The 13,247-nt window shown below is 70.5% G+C and carries 12 protein-coding genes and 1 pseudogene; 7 read left to right on the top strand and 6 right to left on the bottom strand.

What is annotated here, in order from left to right:
* Positions 1-3: 3 nt before the first annotated feature.
* The 3 genes and pseudogenes from ABD331_RS60905 to ABD331_RS07275 all read right to left on the bottom strand — a co-directional run.
* Positions 4-1,182 (bottom strand): annotated as a pseudogene (locus ABD331_RS60905) (MGH1-like glycoside hydrolase domain-containing protein); the annotation flags it as partial.
* Positions 1,179-1,964: a sugar phosphate isomerase/epimerase family protein gene (locus ABD331_RS07280; RefSeq protein ID WP_344471856.1), complete on the bottom strand. Its 786-nt coding sequence runs from the start codon at positions 1,962-1,964 to the stop codon at positions 1,179-1,181. The pseudogene ABD331_RS60905 and the gene ABD331_RS07280, both read right to left, overlap by 4 nt.
* A 2-nt stretch (positions 1,965-1,966) precedes the next feature.
* Entirely contained in the window at positions 1,967-2,995 is a 1,029-nt protein-coding gene (locus tag ABD331_RS07275; protein ID WP_344471854.1) for a zinc-binding dehydrogenase, read from the bottom strand.
* A gap of 113 nt (positions 2,996-3,108) precedes the next feature.
* On the opposite strand from ABD331_RS07275, the gene ABD331_RS07270 reads away from it, so the two are divergent.
* From ABD331_RS07270 to ABD331_RS07250, 5 genes are read left to right on the top strand one after another with little or no spacing between them, the layout of a single operon-like run.
* Positions 3,109-3,996 carry a sugar phosphate isomerase/epimerase family protein gene (locus ABD331_RS07270; RefSeq protein WP_344471852.1) on the top strand — a complete coding sequence of 296 codons (888 nt, stop codon included), beginning with the start codon at positions 3,109-3,111 and terminating at the stop codon, positions 3,994-3,996.
* A gap of 32 nt (positions 3,997-4,028) precedes the next feature.
* Complete coding sequence (locus ABD331_RS07265) at positions 4,029-5,399, top strand: ABC transporter substrate-binding protein (protein ID WP_344471850.1); 1,371 nt, start codon at positions 4,029-4,031, stop codon at positions 5,397-5,399.
* Entirely contained in the window at positions 5,396-6,367 is a 972-nt protein-coding gene (locus ABD331_RS07260; RefSeq protein ID WP_344471848.1) for a carbohydrate ABC transporter permease, read from the top strand. The genes ABD331_RS07265 and ABD331_RS07260 overlap by 4 nt, the downstream gene beginning before the upstream one ends.
* A complete protein-coding gene (locus tag ABD331_RS07255; protein WP_344471846.1) occupies positions 6,354-7,199 on the top strand; it encodes a carbohydrate ABC transporter permease in 846 nt (281 codons plus the stop codon). The genes ABD331_RS07260 and ABD331_RS07255 overlap by 14 nt, the downstream gene beginning before the upstream one ends.
* A 3-nt stretch (positions 7,200-7,202) precedes the next feature.
* The gene (locus ABD331_RS07250) at positions 7,203-8,360 is read left to right on the top strand and encodes an ROK family transcriptional regulator (protein WP_344471844.1); all 1,158 of its coding nucleotides are present in this window, start codon (positions 7,203-7,205) and stop codon (positions 8,358-8,360) included.
* Between the two features lie 156 nt (positions 8,361-8,516).
* Here the strand turns inward: ABD331_RS07250 and ABD331_RS07245 are convergent, their stop codons facing one another.
* A complete protein-coding gene (locus tag ABD331_RS07245; protein ID WP_344471842.1) occupies positions 8,517-9,263 on the bottom strand; it encodes a helical backbone metal receptor in 747 nt (248 codons plus the stop codon).
* Positions 9,264-9,331: 68 nt separating this feature from the next.
* On the opposite strand from ABD331_RS07245, the gene ABD331_RS07240 reads away from it, so the two are divergent.
* Positions 9,332-10,141 (top strand): SAM-dependent methyltransferase, encoded by an 810-nt coding sequence (locus ABD331_RS07240; protein ID WP_344471840.1) that lies wholly within the window; start codon positions 9,332-9,334, stop codon positions 10,139-10,141.
* Positions 10,142-10,145: 4 nt separating this feature from the next.
* Positions 10,146-11,048, top strand: a complete 903-nt coding sequence (locus tag ABD331_RS07235) for a TIGR03619 family F420-dependent LLM class oxidoreductase (RefSeq protein ID WP_344471838.1) — start codon at positions 10,146-10,148, stop codon at positions 11,046-11,048.
* A gap of 223 nt (positions 11,049-11,271) precedes the next feature.
* Here the strand turns inward: ABD331_RS07235 and tpx are convergent, their stop codons facing one another.
* Both tpx and ABD331_RS07225 read right to left on the bottom strand, forming a co-directional pair.
* Positions 11,272-11,769, bottom strand: coding sequence for a thiol peroxidase (tpx, locus tag ABD331_RS07230; RefSeq protein ID WP_344471836.1), 498 nt, complete (start codon positions 11,767-11,769; stop codon positions 11,272-11,274).
* Positions 11,770-11,901: 132 nt separating this feature from the next.
* Entirely contained in the window at positions 11,902-13,203 is a 1,302-nt protein-coding gene (locus ABD331_RS07225) for a hypothetical protein (RefSeq protein WP_344471834.1), read from the bottom strand.
* Between the last annotated feature and the right edge of the window lie 44 nt (positions 13,204-13,247).

The following is a 13,247-nucleotide window of genomic DNA, read 5'->3' as shown; positions in this document are numbered from 1 at the left end:
GAAGTCACGGCAGCCGTGACCGCGCAGCGTGAGCGGGTTGAAGTACTCGCGGAAGCCCGACACGGACACCGCCCGCATGGTCGCGTCCGCGAGCGTCCTGGCCAGGTCGGGGCGGCGTTCCCGCAGGCCCTGCCAGACCAGCCAGCTCACGTTGACCCAGCTCGGGCCACGCCAGTAGCGGGCCGCCTCGAACTCGGGCGCGTCCATGGCGTAGCTGGGCAACGGGTTGCTCTGCAGCCCGAACCGGTCGATCGCCGTGCCGATCAGCGCGTCGGCGACCTCGGGCGGCAGGCCCGGCAGCAGGAGCGGCGTCAGCCCCGCCACGCTGCTGGAGTCGAGCAGGGTGCCGCTGTGCATGTCGCGGGGCTGGAAGAGCTTGCCGTCGAAGAGGTGCCTCACCATGGCCTTGGTGAGCGCCTCGGCCTCGCGCCGGTGCGGCTCGGGGTCGAGGCCGAGCTCCTCGGCGATGGTGGCCAGCGTGGACTCCGCCGACCCGTACGCGGCGTTGAACAGCGGGTCCTCGACGTGGAACGGTCCTGGCTCGCGGTAGCCGGACTCGCGGTAGGCCTGGGCGATCTCGACGTACTGGACGTAGTCGCGATCGGTGGGCCGCTCGTCGGCGTTGACGCTCTGCAGGTCCCTGCGCACGAACCCGGTCGCGGTGGTCTCCACCGCGGCCAGCGGCAGGTCCCACGCCGGGCTGTTGTCCATGCCGGACTCCCAGGGGTGCACGATCGAGATCAGCCCCTCGTCGGAGCGCCGCTGGTCGCGCAGGAACTCCTGCTGGGCCACCAGCCGGGGGTAGATCCGGCGCAGGAACGCGCGGTCGGGCTCGGCCTGGTACGTCTTCCACGCCGCCAGCGCGTGCACCGGCGGCTGGACGATGCCGGAGGTGCGCACCCCGGAGGGCGCCGCCGTCCGCCAGAAGTCGGAGCTGGGGAAGTACGCGTCTTCGGGCACCTGCGGGTTGAAGACGATGTGCGGCACCCTGCCGTCGTACCACTGGGCCCCGAACAGGCTGAGCAGCTCCGTACGGGCCCTGCGCGGCGACCAGCGGGCGTTGCCGATCGCGATGAAGGCGGAGTCCCAGCTCCACTGGTGGGGGTAGAGGCGACGGGAGGGAACCGTGTAACTGCCGTCCCAGTTGCTGGCCAGGACGCGCACGGCGTCGCGGAGGATCATAGATACTTCCTCACGAATGCTGCGGTTTGGGGAAGAACGATCTCGGGCTCGCCGCGGAGCCTGCACTCCAGGGCGAGGTAGCCGTCGAAGCCGACGGCGTCGAGCGTGGCGAGCTGCGCGCCCCAGTCGAGGTGGCCGGTGCCCGGCTGGTTCCTGTTCGACTCGCTGATCTGCATGTGGGCGAGGTACGGCGCCGCGTCGATCAGCGCACGGCAGGGGTCGTCCTCCTCGATGTTCATGTGGTAGGTGTCGCCGACGATCCTGATGGAGTCCATGGCGCAGTACGAGACGGCCTCGGCCAGGGTGTTGACCATGTGGTTCTCGTACCGGTTGAGCGGCTCCAGCATGATCAGGACGCCGTTGCGGTGCGCGTGCTCGCCGAGGATGCCCAGCGCCTCGGCCAACACCTCGCGGTCCTCCTCGGGGCTGCGCGGCGGCTCGAACGGCGGCAGGCGGCGGGAGAACTGCCCCCAGGAGGCGGGGGTCATGACGCCGACGCCGCCCAGCTCGCCGATGACGGTGAGCTGGGAGCGGAGCTGCTGGATCGCGTCCTTGCGCTTGGCCGGGTCGAAGTCGCCGATGAAGTGCGGCATGTCCACGCAGACCGTCGGCATCTCCACGCCGTCGGCCAGCGCCCGCTTGAGCTCCGTCAGGCGGCCCGCGAAGTGGAAGTCACCCTTGCCGCGCAGCTCGATGGCGTCGAAGCCGGCATCGAGCGCGAACGCGAACTTCTCCTGCAGCGAGCGACCGGGCAGAAGCTGCTCCTGTACGGCGAGCTTCACGTTTACTCCTTGAATTCGAAGACGAGCTGGAGAACCTCGGACTGGTGCTTGTCGAGCAGGTCGAAGGCGTCGGCGGCCGAGTCGACGGACATGACGTGGCTGACGAGCTCGCGGGCGTCGACCTCGCCGCGGTGCACGAGCTCCATGAACGTGAGCTGCAGCCGCTCGACGTCCCAGCGGTGGGCCAGCCAGGAGGCGACGCCGCCGATCTGGGAGGAGACGAGCTGGACCTGGTTGTGGTGGAACTCCTCGCCGAGCCGCAGCCCGACGCCGTCGCCCTGGTAGAACCCGGCGGCCACGACCCGGCCGCCCTTGCGGACGGTGCGGATCGCCTCGTGCAGGCCGAGGTGGCTGCCGCTGAGCTCGATGACGGTGTCGGCGCCGACGACGCGCTTGCGCATGAACTCGGCGACCGAGCCGGAGGCCACGTCGAAGGTCTCGGCCGCGCCGAACTTCCTGGCCAGCTCCAGCCGGTCGGGGATGGCGTCGGTGGCGACCACGCGGGCGCCGCTGAGCACGGCCAGCCGGGTGGCGAGCAGCCCGATGACGCCCTGCCCGAAGATCGCGATCTGGTCGCCGAGGTGCACGTCGGCAGCGTGCACCGCGTTCAGCGCGATCGCGCCGACCCGGGCGAAGACGCCGGTCAGCGGGTCGGCGCCGGGCGGCAGGACGTGGCCGACGAGCTTCTCGGCCGGGAGGACGGCTTCCGCGCGGTGGCCCCAGATGCCCCAGACGAGGCTGCCGACCGGCGGGTCGGCCACATCGGGCGCGGCCTCCACCACCTCGCCTACCTCCTGGTAGCCCCAGCCGCTGAGTGGGTAGGCATGCGTCTGGCCCTCGACGAAGAGCCGACGATCGATGTCCCACTTGCGAGTGAGATAGGGGTTGGTACCGCGGTAGGCGGTGAGTTCGGTGCCCGCTGAGACTCCTGAATAGAGAGTGCGTACTCGCACTGTGCCCGGCTCTAGCTCGGCGGGCGACTCCAGGCTGATGCGGACATGGCCTGGCTCTTCGAAGGTGATGACGCGCATTCCCCACACTTACGCTTTTTGATCATGCAAAAGTCAAAGATTTAGCGTTACTTTGCACACGATAGTTGCGCTCGTAACACTCTTAAGTCTACGACTTCCGTCGGAGGTGACTGATGAAATTGGGGTTTCTGACAGCGTGTCTTCCGGAAAGCGACCTTACCGACATTGCTCGCTGGGCCGCCACCCAGGGCTTCGAGGCTCTGGAAGTGGCCGGCTGGCCGGCACCGGATGACCGAAATCACATCAGAGTGGATCGATTCGACGACGTCGAACGCGAGCGAGTCCGCAGAGTCTTCGCGGAGACCGGACTCACGCTTTCCTCGATCGCCTACTACGAGAACAATCTCCACCCTACGACAGGGAAGGAAGTGAACGCGCACGTCAGACGGTGCATCGACGCCGCCGCGGCGCTCGGCTGCCCCACGGTGGGCACGTTCATCGGCCGCGATCCCGGGCTCACGGTCCGCGAGAACCTCGACAAGGCCACTGACGTCTTCGGGCCGCTCGTCGAGCACGCCCGCGCCAACGGCGTCGAGATCGTCATCGAGAACTGCTTGATGAAAAGCTGGCACCCCGATGGATATCCGGGCAATTTGGCCTACTCGCCCGAACTATGGGAATGGATGTTCACATTGGGCCTCAAGCTCAACTACGACCCTTCCCATCTCGTGGCCCTGGGCATCGATCCGGTAACGGCACTGACCCCGTACATCGCGGGCATCGCACATGTGCAGGCCAAGGACACGCAGTTCCTTCCAGGACGGATCGACCACTACGGCTTCTACGGCCCGATAAGTGGAGAAAAGGGCTGGTATCGCTTCCGCGTGCCGGGGCTCGGGCAAGTGGACTGGACCCGGGTGATCGACGCGCTCTACGAGGGCGGATACGACGGAGTGGTCTCCGTCGAGCACGAGGACCCCGTGTGGAGCGGAAGCACGGAGAGGGTACAGACCGGTCTCGGTATCGCCTACCGCACGTTGCGGCCTCTTGTGCACGGGTAAGGGCGGCATATCCCCAACCAGAGGAGCGTGCCATGCCGACGAAGGTAACCGCCGTCCTCTCTGCCGCCCTGCTGGCCGCCGCCCTGACGGCCTGCTCAGGCGGCGGTGGCGAGCAGTCGTCAACGAGCAACGAGATCACCGTCTGGACCGAGGAGAACCTAGAGGACCGGATGGCCGCGCAGAACGCGATCATCACCGAGTTCACCCAGAAGACCGGGATCAAGGTGAAGCTGGTCGGCGTCGCCGAGGACCAGTTCAGCCAGACCCTCACGGCGGCCGCCGCGGCCGGCGACCTGCCCGACGTGATCGGCGCGCTGCCACTGGCCTCCATCCGCGAGATGGAGGCCAACGAGCTGCTCGACACCGAGACGCCGGGCAAGATCGTCGACCAGCTCGGCCGCGACACGTTCTCACCGCGCGCGCTGGAGCTCGACACCTCCGGCGGGAAGCTGCTCGCGGTGCCCAGCGACGGGTGGGCACAGCTCATCCTCTACCGCAAGGACCTGTTCGAGAAGGCCGGGCTGCAGCCGCCCGACACCTACGAGGCGCTGCAGACGGCGGCGGCCAAGCTGAACACGGGCGGGATCGCCGGCATCACGCTGGCCATCGCGCCGAAGGACTCCTTCACCGCGCAGAGCTTCGAGCACGTGGCGCTGGCCGACAACTGCCAGCTCGTCGACAACTCGGGCAACGTCGCACTCAACTCGCCGCAGTGCGTGAAGTCCTTCGACTTCTACTCCAGCCTGGCGATCAACCACTCCGTCAAGGGCAAGCAGGACGTCGACACCACCAGGGCCACCTACTTCTCCGGCAAGGCGGCCATGATGATCTGGTCGTCGTTCATCCTCGACGAGATGGCCGGGCTGCGTAAGGACGCGCTGCCGAGCTGCCCCGAGTGCCGCGAGGACCCGGAGTGGCTGGCCAAGAACACCGGCGTGGTCACGGCGCTGAAGGGGCCCGACGGGAGCGCGCCCGCCCAGTACGGCGAGATCGTCTCCTGGGCGATCACCGCCGACGCCGCCAAGGACCCCGCCGCCAAGTTCGTCACGTACATGATGAACGAGGGCTACGTGCGCTGGCTCGGCATGGCGCCCGAGGGCAAGTTCCCCACCCGCAAGGGCTTCGAGGAGCAGTGGACCAAGCTGCCGGCCGGCGTCGACACCAAGAAGCCGCTGGCCGACATCTACCCGCCCGAGGTGCTCGACGCGCTGCGCTCCAGCCCCGACACCTTCGCCCGCTGGGGCATCGCCCAGGGCCAGGGCAAGCTGGTCGGCGCCACGATGGGCGAGTTGCCCGTGCCCAAGGCGCTGAGCGGGATCGTCGACGGCACGCTGACCCCCGAGCAGGCCGCCCAGCAGGCCCAGAAGGATGTGGAGGCCATCAAGCGCGGGATCAGGCAGTGACCGGGCAGAGCGCGCCGCCACGTCCCCGGCGGGCGGCGCCACCTCCGCAGCGCAAGCGGCGCGGGCGCACGCTGCGGGAGCAGGAGGCGCGGGCCGGGCTCCTGCTCATCTCCCCCACGCTGATCATCACGCTCGTCGTGGTGGTGCTGCCGCTGATGTGGGCGATCATGCTGGCGTTCCAGAGCGTGCGGCTGATCAACATCCGCCGGTCCGGCGTCTTCGGCAACTACACGCTGGAGAACTTCGGCTACGTCATCTCCGAGCCGGGCTTCTGGACGTCCCTGGCCAACACGCTCGTCTACACCGTGGCGGGCACGGGCCTGTCGATCGTGCTCGGGCTGGTGGCCGCGCTGGCGCTGCGGCAGCGGTTCGCGGGCCGGACCCTCATCAGGGCCTCCATCCTGATCCCGTACGTGGCGCCGGTCGTGGCCGTGACGTTCCTGTGGGAGACGATGCTCAACCCGCAGTACGGCCTCGTCAACACCTGGCTGAGCGAGCCGATCGCGTTCCTCACCCAGGCCCAGGGCGACTTCCTCGGCTTCAAGATCCCGGTGGCGCTGCTGACGGTGATCCTGTTCGAGGCGTGGCGGTACTTCCCGTTCGCGTTCCTGTTCATCCTGGCCAGGCTGCAGGCCATGCCCGCGGACCTGGAGGAGGCCGCGGTGGTGGACGGGGCCGCGCCGACCCAGCTCTTCCGCCACGTGATCCTGCCGCAACTGTGGTCGGTGATCGCGCTGCTGGCGGTGCTGCGGTTCGTGTTCACCTTCACCAAGTTCGACGACGTCTACCTGCTGACCGGCGGCGGAGCCGGCACCGAGGTGGTCAGCGTGCGGGTCTACAACTTCCTGACCTCGCGCGACGACATCGGCGCCGCTGCGGCGCAGGCGATCGTGCTGGCGGTCTTCCTGGTCGTCTTCCTGATCATCTACCTGAGGTTCTTCTCCGGGGGTGAACGTGAGCAGAGATAGGTTCGAGCGCGGGCTGTTCGCGCTGCTCAAGCCGCTGGTGATCGCGTTCCTCTTCCTGATCACCGCGTTCCCGTTCCTCTACATGGTGATGTTGTCGGTACGCGACATCCAGGAGCTCATCCTGGAGCCGGGCTCGCTCTGGCCCGACGCCATCACCCTCGACACCTACGTGAACGTGCTGACCAGGCAGGGCTTCCTGACCTTCCTCAAGAACAGCGCGATCATCTCGATCGCCTCCGTGGCGGTCACGCTGCTGATCTCGATCCCCGGCGCGTACGCGGTCGCGCGGCTGCGCTTCTTCGGCCGCCGCCAGGTGCACTTCCTCTTCCTGGCGGTGTACCTGTTCCCGGCGATCGTGCTGGCCATCCCGCTGTTCGTGCTCTTCACCATGATCGGGCTGCGTGGGTCGCTGATCGGACTGATCCTCGTGTATATCGCGCAAACCGTGCCCGTCACGGTATACATGCTCCGCAACTACTTCGAGACCGTGCCGCAAAGCGTGGAGGAAGCGGCGGCGATCGACGGGTGCACGAGGTTGTCGACCATCTGGCGCGTGGTGCTGCCGCTGTCCAAGCCGGCGCTGATGGCCACCGGCCTCTACGCCTTCATGATCGCCTGGAACGAGTTCCTGTTCGCCCTGCTCTTCCTGGTGGAGAGGCGGGAGAGCTGGACCGTTTCCCTGGGGCTCTCTCAGCTCGCGGGAAGCATAGAGATCCCGACGACGGTCCTGATGGCAGGATCGGTGGTGCTCACGCTGCCCATCGTGATCGTGTTCTTCGCCAGCGAGCGCCTGCTGACGGAGGGCCTCACCGCAGGAGCGGAGAAGGGATGAACCATGCTGACGGCAGGCCAGGTCCTCCAGCTCATTCGCGATGGCTCCTGCCGGACGCGCAAGGAACTGATCGAGCTGACCGGCCTGTCCCGATCGACGATCACCGACCGGGTCGACCGGCTCATCGACGCCGGCTACATCCATGAGTCCGGCGTCGGCACCTCCGGGGGCGGGCGACCGCCCTCGGTGCTCGACGTGGACGCCACCCAGCGCCTGATGCTGGTGGCCGACCTGGGCGCCACCCATGCCAGGGTGGCGCTCACCGACCTCGCCGCCCGGCCCATCGCCGAGGAGAGCACCGAGATGCGCATCGAGCTCGGCCCCGACGCCGTGCTGTCCTGGGTGCGCGAGGCGTTCCAGCGCATGCTGGACCGGGTCGGGCGGCCGGCCGGCGAGGTGTGCGGGATCGGCCTCGACCTGCCCGGCTCGGTGGACCACACGACCGGGCGGGTGATCAGGTCGTTCCTGATGCCCGGCTGGGACGACCACCCGGTGCGCGAGGCCATCGGCACCACCTTCGACGTGCCCATCCTGGTGGAGAACGACGCGAACGCGATGGCGCTCGGCGAGTGGTGGTCGTTCTGGCGCGACACCGACTCGCTCGTCCTCATCAAGGTCTCCACCGGCATCGGCACCGGCATCATCCTCGACGGGCAGATCTACCGCGGCGTCGAGGAGGCCGCGGGCAACATCGGGCACGTACGGCTGCGCGAGACCGACGACCGGGTCTGCACCTGCGGCTCGCGCGGCTGCGTGGCCTCACTCGCCAGCGGCCACGCCCTGGCCACCGACCTGGGCGTGGCCTCCAGCCGCGACGTGGTCAGGCTCGTGCAGGCCGGCGATCCTGGCGCCATCGCCGGCGTCCAGGAAGCCGGGCGCACGCTGGGCGTCGTGCTGGCCACCGCGGTCAGCCTGCTCAACCCCGGCGTGCTGGTGCTGGCCGGCGACATGGCCGAGACCAGGGAGCACTACCTCACGGGCATCAGGGAGATCGTCTACCGGCGCAGCCTGCCGTACACGACCCGGAACCTGGAGATCGTCACCACCTCGCTCGGGGACCGGGCCGGGATCGTCGGGATGGCGGTGATCGTCATGGAGCACGTGCTCTCCCCCGCCTCCGTGGACGCCGCCCTGGCCGACAAGGCGAACGCGGTCAACTGAGCGCGGTCGGCTCGTCGGCGGGGCGCTCAGTCAGCCTCCTTGGCCGGAGCGCGCAGTCGCTTCCTCGGCCGGAGCGCGCAGTCGCTTCCTCGGCCGGGCGCGCAGTCGCTCCTCGGCCGGAGCGCGCAGTCGGCTCGTCGGCCGGGGCGAGCGCGGTCAAGCGAGTGCGGCGCGCAGGAGGGCGGGCGCCTCGACGAGCGAGGGGCCGTACCAGGTGAGCAGCCGCCCGCTCACCGGCGCGCACCGCAGGCCGGGGAAGGACTCGGGGCCGTCGTCCCGGCTGAACGCGTACGGCTCGTCGGGCAGGACGACCAGGTCGGGGCGCCGCTCGTTCAGCTCGGCGAGCGGGATCCTCGGGTAGCGCTCCGGATGGCCGGCGTACAGGTTGTCCACGCCGAGGCGCCTCAGCACGTCCCCCGTGAACGTGTCGCGGCCCGCCACCATCCACGGCCGCCGCCAGATCGGCACGACCGCCGTCCGTCTCGGCCCGTCGAAGGGCGCGCGCCACGCCTCCCGCGCCCGCCCCAGCCACCCGGGCGGCTCCGTACGGCAGGCGACCGCGAACATGCGCTCCAGCGAGGCGAACGCCTCCTCCACCGTCTCGATCCGCGTCACCCACACCGGGACGCCCGCCGCGCGCAGCGCCTCGATGTCGGGCGGCCGGTTCTCCTCGGCGTTGGCCAGCACCACGTCGGGGGCCAGCCGCCTGATCGCGTCGAGGTCGGGGTTCTTGGTGCCCCTGACCCTGGCCACGTCGAGGCCCGCCGGGTGGGAGCACCAGTCGGTCGCCCCGACCAGCGCCCCGGGCAGGGTCGCCGCCACCGACTCGGTCAGCGACGGCACCAGGGAGACGATCCGCCCCACCGTCTCGGGAATCCGCACGCTCGCACCGGTGTCATCCACACCCGCCAGCCTATGATGATCGTTTGTCGGTGGTTGGCCGTAGACTTCCACCCAAAGATCGTTTACTCGTGATCGGGGGGCGAGGGTTGCAGCGGGAGTCGCTCGGCTTCGATCCGAAAACACCCAGCGTGGCCAGGCTCTACGACTACTACCTGGGCGGCAAGGACCACTTCCCGGCCGACCGCGAAGCGGCGGAGCGCGTCCTGGAGGTCGCTCCCGAGCTGCGGGCTGCGGCGCGGGCCAACCGCTCGTTCCTCGGCCGGGCGGTGCGCTTCCTCGCCGCGTCCGGCATCGACCAGTTCCTCGACATCGGCACGGGGCTGCCCGCCCGCGGCAACGTGCACGAGGTGGCCCCGTCTGCGCGGGTGGTCTACGTCGACCACGACCCGGTCGTGCTCGTGCACGCCAGGGCGCTGCTGGCAGGGCAGGGCGAGACCACCGTGGTCAGGGGCGACCTGCGCGAGCCCGCCGCGCTGCTGAAGGACCCCGACCTGCTGCGGGCCCTCGACCTCGACCGGCCGGTGGGCGTGCTGCTGACGGCGGTCCTGCACTACGTCGCCGACGCCGACGACCCCGAGGCGATCGTCGCCACGCTGCGCGACGCCCTCGCCCCCGGCAGCCACCTGGTCCTGTCGCACGGCACCAGCGACGCCAGAGCCGCCGTCGTCGAGCGGGCCACCGAGGTCTACCTCGGCGCCGACACGCCGCTCACGTTGCGCGGGCGGGAGCGCATCGGGAGGCTGTTCCAGGGGTTCGAGCTGGTCCGGCCCGGCCTCGTCTGGCTGCCGGAATGGCGTCCCGAGCAGGCCGACCTGATCGACTTCCGCGACGGCCCCGAGTCGTCGCTGACCCTGTGCGGCGTGGGCAGGAAGGTCTGAAGTCGTGGAGATCGGGCTGGCCGTGCCGCAGTACGGCAGGTTCGCGCAGTTGTCCAGCGTGCTGCGGGTGGCGCGCGAGGCCGAGTCGGCGGGCTTCCACAGCCTGTGGGCCGGCGACAGGCTGCTCACCCCGCTGGAGCCGAAGGACCGCTACCCCGGCGGCGACGGCACCGTCCCGGAGGCGCACCGGGTGTTCCTCGACCCGTTCGCGGTGCTGTCGGTCGCCGCGTCGGTCACCTCGACCCTGCGGCTGGGCACCAGCGCGCTCAACGCCTGCTGGTACGCCCCGGCCGTCCTGGCGCGGTCGCTCACCACGATCGACCACCTCAGCGGCGGGCGGCTCGACGCCGGCCTCGGGCTGGGCTGGTCCTCCGACGAGTACGCCGCCGCCGGCGTGCCCTGGGAAGGCCGGGCCCGGCGCTACGAGGCGACGCTCGACGCCCTGGAGGCGATCTGGACCACCGACCCGGTGTCGTACGAGCACGAGCTGTGGACGATCGCGCCGAGCCACATCGAGCCCAAACCGGCCCGGCGCCCGCCGCTCTACCTGGCGGGCTTCACCGAGCCGGCGCTGCGCCGCATCGGGCGCAGGGCCGACGGCTGGCTGACCGCCGCGCTGCCGATCCCCGCGCTGACGTCGATGTGGCGGACGGTGTGCCGCGCCGCCGAGCACGCCGGCCGCGACCCCGCCGGCCTGCGCATGGTCCTGCGCGTCAACCCCATGGTCACCGAGGACGGCACGCCGCCGAGAAGCGGCACCGTCGCCGGGATCGCCGCCTACCTCGCCACCGCGGCCGAGGCCGGGGTGCACGAGGTGATCCTCGACCTCCAGCACACCGCCACGGACGACCGGCACCTGCTCGACCTGGCGGCAGCCTTCCACGCGGAACTGAGCGGCCTCACCTGAGCGGCCGATCACCCGGGCGGCCGGATGCGGCCCACCTGAGCGGCCGATCACCCGGACGACGGATGCGGCTCACCTGGTCAGCGGCTCACCCGAACGGCCGGATGCGGCCCACCTGAGCGGCCGATCACCCGGACGACGGATGCGGCTCACCTGGTCAGCGGCTCACCCGAACGGCCGGATGCGGCCCACTTGAGCGGTCGATCGCCTGGACGGCGGGTGGGGCTTACTTGAGTGCGGACAGCGCGCCCTCGTAGTCGGGCTCCTGCGTGATCTCCGGCACCAGCTCGGAGTAGACCACGTTGTTGTCGGCGTCCAGCACGACCACGGCTCGCGCGGCCAGCCCGGCCAGCGGCCCCGACTCCTGGGAGACGCCGTAGTCGGCGAGGAACTCACGACCGCGCATGAGCGACAGCGTGGTGACGTTCTCCAGGCCCTCGGCGCCGCAGAACCGCTTCTGGGCGAAGGGCAGGTCGGCCGAGATGCACAGCACCGCCACCTCGGGGTGCTCGGCGGCGACCTCGTTGAAGCGGCGCACGGAGGCCGCGCACACGCCGGTGTCGACGCTCGGGAAGATGTTGAGGACCTTCGTCTTCTGGCCGAAGTCCTCCAGCGTGCGTTCCGCCAGGTCGGCGCCCACCAGCTTGAACGCGGGAGCGCTGTCGCCGGGCTTCGGGAAGGTGCCGGCCACGGTGATGGGGTTGCCCTTGAAGGTGACGGACATGGAAAGCCTCCTGATAACGATGTTCTCCCAGCATCGTGATCCTATCGGCGTCCCCATCGGGCCCGGTCGTGGCGGGCCGCACTCCCGTCAGGGCTGGGCTGTGGCGGGCGGCGTGCCGATCGCGCTAGCCCGTCAGGCCCAGTCGTGGCGGGCCGCGTGCCAGCCGAGCTGGACGCGGGTGCGTACGCCCGCCAGATCCATCAGCGCGCGCAGGCGCCGCTGGAGCGTGCGCAGCGACAGGTCGAGCTGGCCGGCCACGGCCTCGTCCGTCAAGCCCGACAGCAGCAGCGCGAGGATCTTCCTGTCCAGCTCGCCGATCTCCGGCTCGTGCGACTCCCGCAGCTCGCCCAGCGCGTCCGCTCGCAGCGGGTAGGCGCGCTGCCACACCGCCTCGAACAGCGCCTCCACCCCGGTCAGCAGGCCGCTGCGGTGCAGCAGCACAGCCGCGGGCTCGCCGCCCGGCTCGGTGGTCAGCGGGACCAGCGCCAGCTCCGAGTCGGCCATCATCAGCTTGATCGGCAGCTTGTCGGCCACCTTGACCTGCACGCCCTTGCGGACCGAGGCCACGATGCCGGCGACCGCGCCCGGCGTGGCCAGCACCTCGCGCTCGATCGCCACCTGGTACTCGACCCCACGGTCCACGCCCCGGTCCTCGGCGGTGTTGTCGCTGGGCGGGACGGCCACGAAGGGCGCCGTGGAGAACGAGCGGACGCGTTCGCGGGCGGCCCACTGGATCTGCAGGAAACGCTGTCTCACTGCCTCCACCCCTGTGACGACCTCGATCAGGTCGCCGACTGCGCGGCCGGCGGCGGCCATCCGGTGCTGCTCGGCCAGCGCCACGATCGCCAGCTCCGCCGTGCGCAGCTCCTCCCTGCGCGCGGTGAGCAGGCCGCCCAGCGCCACGGACGGCGGGGCGGCGGCGTATCGGTCGCCGTGGCGATCCGCGCCGCCGTCCGCGCGGTGGCCCTCGCGACCGTCCGCGCGCCGGTCCGCCTGGCCGCCCGCCTGCCTGCCCGAACGGCCGTCTGCGCGGCGGTCCGTGTCGCGGTCCGGGCGTCCGTCCGGATGGCTGCCCGGGCGGCGGTCCCGGTGGCCGTCCGCACGGCGATCCGCGTGGCGGTCGGGGTGGCCGTCCGTGCGGCGGTCCGGGTGGCGGTCGGGGTGGCCGTCCGTGCGGCGGTGCGGGTGGACGTCGGCGTGGCGGTCCAGATGGCCGTCCGTGTGGCGGTTCGCGTGGACGTCCGCGTGGACGTCGGGGCGGTGGTCGGGGTGGCGGGAGACCAGGCCGCGGCTGGTCAGGGTGGTGAGGTCGGTTTCGATCGCGGTGGGGGGACGGCCGAGGGTGGTGGCGAGGTCGGACACGGAGCGGGGCGCGTCCACGAGCAGGCGGTAGACGGCTTCCTCGCCCGCCGTGAGCCCCAGCGCCTCCAGCACGGTGCCCGTCTCCCTCTGCTCGCCCGGATCGCCGACCAGTATGG

It is taken from the genome of Nonomuraea monospora (genome assembly GCF_039531895.1).
Taxonomy (GTDB): Bacteria; Actinomycetota; Actinomycetes; order Streptosporangiales; family Streptosporangiaceae; genus Nonomuraea; species Nonomuraea monospora.
This window is presented reverse-complemented; position numbering and strand designations above follow the sequence as displayed.

What these genes read in the sequence shown, in the direction of transcription:
- ABD331_RS07275 (WP_344471854.1), bottom strand. Translation starts at nt 2,995, where the DNA reads ATGCGCGTCATCACCTTCGAAGAGCCAGGCCATGTCCGCATCAGCCTG.
- ABD331_RS07270 (WP_344471852.1), top strand. Translation starts at nt 3,109, where the DNA reads ATGAAATTGGGGTTTCTGACAGCGTGTCTTCCGGAAAGCGACCTTACC.
- ABD331_RS07265 (WP_344471850.1), top strand. Translation starts at nt 4,029, where the DNA reads ATGCCGACGAAGGTAACCGCCGTCCTCTCTGCCGCCCTGCTGGCCGCC.
- ABD331_RS07250 (WP_344471844.1), top strand. Translation starts at nt 7,203, where the DNA reads ATGCTGACGGCAGGCCAGGTCCTCCAGCTCATTCGCGATGGCTCCTGC.
- tpx (WP_344471836.1), bottom strand. Translation starts at nt 11,769, where the DNA reads ATGTCCGTCACCTTCAAGGGCAACCCCATCACCGTGGCCGGCACCTTC.